We start from the raw sequence: 2,537 nt of genomic DNA on the forward strand, positions 1-2,537 counted from the left end.
ACCAGCCACTGGTTTGGCGGAATCAGCTGTGGCCTGGCTGATCCCCACTGGCTTTAGCGGCTGTCTCGGCGCATCTGCCGAGTCGGCGGGCCGGAAGGCGAGCATGCGCAGCAGGACCATCTCGAACCCCCCGCGCGGGTCCGGCGCCAGGGGCAGGTCGCGACGGCCGATCAGGCCCATCTGGTAATAGAACTGCACGTCTTCGGCCGGCAGCGCCTGGGCCAGCGCCAACACGCGGTCGCGGTCGCCATGGCCGTTGTCGACCGCCTCAGGCAATGCCTGGGCGATGGCGACGCGGTGCAGCACGTTGAGGATTTCCGAGAGCACGCCATTCCAGTCCGGACCCTGCTCCGACAAGTGGCGCACGGCTTCGAGCAAGGCCTTGGCATCGCCCTCGATCAGCGCGTGCAGCACGTCGAACACCTGGCCGTGGTCCAGCGTGCCTAGCATGGCGCGCACATCGGCGGCCAGGACCTTGCCTTCACCAAAGGCGATGGCCTGGTCGGTGAGGCTCATGGCATCACGCATCGAGCCATCGGCAGCACGGCCCAGCAACCACAGTGCGTCGTCTTCGAACGGTACGTTCTCGACACCCAGCACGTGGGTCAAATGCTCGACCACCCGCTCGGGGGTCATGTTCTTCAGGGAGAATTGCAGGCACCGCGACAAAATCGTCGCAGGAAGTTTCTGCGGGTCGGTGGTGGCCAGGATGAATTTGACGTAGGGCGGCGGCTCTTCCAGGGTTTTCAACAGCGCGTTGAAGGAATGGCTGGACAGCATGTGCACTTCGTCGATCAGGTAGACCTTGAAGCGGCCACGGCTCGGTGCGTACTGCACGTTGTCGAGCAGTTCACGGGTGTCTTCGACCTTGGTGCGGCTCGCGGCGTCGATCTCGATCAGGTCGACGAAACGCCCTTCGTCGATCTCGCGGCATACCGAACAGGTGCCGCACGGTGTCGAGGTGATACCGGTTTCACAATTCAGGCATTTGGCGATGATGCGCGCAATGGTGGTCTTGCCCACGCCGCGGGTACCGGTGAACAGGTAGGCGTGGTGCAGCCGCTGGCTGTCCAAGGCATTGATCAGAGCCTTGAGCACATGGGTCTGGCCGACCATTTCGCGGAACGAGCGCGGACGCCATTTACGTGCAAGAACCTGATAACTCATCGAAAACCGTCGCAACTGGGAAGCGGGAGGCGGTAATGCTAGCGGAGCAAGGGGGAAATTGCATCCGGCACGCTCGTCTTATCTGACTAAGCGCTCCTCAGAGGCCTGATCCTGCACCGGCTGTACGCCGCAAAGAACGCGCCCAGCGCGCCTCCAGGCCGATAGCTGCGACACTGGCCAGCACCATCAGCCCGCCCAGCAACACCTGCAGGGTCATGCGCTCGCCCAGCAGCATCGCCGCCAAGATCATCGCTACGGGTGGGATCAGGTACATCGCCACCGAGGCACGGCTGACTTCAACGTGCTTGAGCACGTAGCCCCAGGCCAGGTAGGCCAGGGCACTGGGAAAAATACCGAGCACCAGCACCGCCATGTTGTCCGGCAGCGGTGCCCGTGCCACTGCTGCGGGCAGACCTGGCAGGTTCACGCACAGCATCAAGGTGCCGGACCAGACCATATAGCAGGCCAGCGTCAGCGGGCTGTAGCGGTAAGCGTAATGTCGCAGGACAGCGAAATACACGCTCCAGGACAGGGCCGCCAGCAGGATCAGCAAACCGCGTGGGTCCATCTCGGCCATGCCATGATCGCCCCGGATCACCACCAGCACACCCCACAAGCCCAACAGCACACACCCCCAGCGCCAGGCACTGACCCGCTCTTTCAGGCAGAAAAACGCAATCAACACGCTGAACAGCGGTGCCGACTGCGCCAGCACGCTGGACGCCGACGCGGTCACCCACTGCTGGCCGCTATTGAGGCAGGTGTGGTGCAGGAACACCCCGAAAAAACCCAGCACCAGCAGCCACGGCAAATCCCGCAGGCGCGGCCGGCCAATGCCCGCCACCAGCGCCACCGCGCCCATGAACAGCGAGGCGATCAGGAACCGCAGCAACGCCAGTTGCCCAGGGCTATAGCTGTGCAAGCCGATGTGCACGCCAATCGGCGAATACGCCCAACAGAGAATCACGACGGCAACGACTAGCGTAAGCTTCACAGGAGATGGGGCATTCATCGACGGCCTCCGGGGCACAGGGAAGGAATGCCATCAGTTTTGGCCCGCGCCAGGCGCAGCACAATTAAGCGTTTCTGAATTCTGAGATCACTGGAACTGAGCAATGGAACTGGCCCAACTGAAAATGGTGCGAGCCGTGGCGCAAACCGGCAGCGTGGCGCAGGCCGCCCTGCAATTGCACTGCGTGCCCTCCAACATCACCACGCGCATCAAGCAGCTGGAAAGCGAGTTGGGCACGCCCTTGTTCATTCGTGCCGGACGCGGGCTGGCGATCAGCGCCGCCGGGGAGATTTTCCTGGATTATTGCGAGCGCATCCTGGCGCTGGTGGAGGAGTCCAAACGCGCGGTGGATGCCACG

At 63.1% G+C, this 2,537-nt stretch carries 3 protein-coding genes; 1 reads left to right on the forward strand and 2 read right to left on the reverse strand.

The genetic code is table 11. The annotated features are described in order from the left end of the window. Together dnaX and BFP96_RS23380 are read right to left on the reverse strand one after the other, a co-directional pair. On the reverse strand, positions 1-1,167 hold a 1,167-nt coding region (gene dnaX / locus BFP96_RS23375; RefSeq protein ID WP_139113439.1), incomplete at its 3' end, for a DNA polymerase III subunit gamma/tau. A gap of 97 nt (positions 1,168-1,264) precedes the next feature. Next, a complete protein-coding gene (locus BFP96_RS23380) occupies positions 1,265-2,179 on the reverse strand; it encodes a DMT family transporter (protein WP_065898164.1) in 915 nt (304 codons plus the stop codon). Positions 2,180-2,282: 103 nt separating this feature from the next. Here BFP96_RS23380 and BFP96_RS23385 point away from each other — a divergent pair. Further along, a partial coding sequence (locus BFP96_RS23385) for a LysR family transcriptional regulator (protein ID WP_139113438.1) occupies positions 2,283-2,537 on the forward strand: 255 nt, incomplete at its 3' end.

The sequence above is a fragment of the Pseudomonas sp. 34 E 7 genome, from assembly GCF_900005715.1.
Classification (GTDB): domain Bacteria; phylum Pseudomonadota; class Gammaproteobacteria; order Pseudomonadales; family Pseudomonadaceae; genus Aquipseudomonas; species Aquipseudomonas orientalis_A.

What these genes read in the sequence shown, in the direction of transcription:
- BFP96_RS23380 (WP_065898164.1), bottom strand. Translation starts at nt 2,179, where the DNA reads ATGAATGCCCCATCTCCTGTGAAGCTTACGCTAGTCGTTGCCGTCGTG.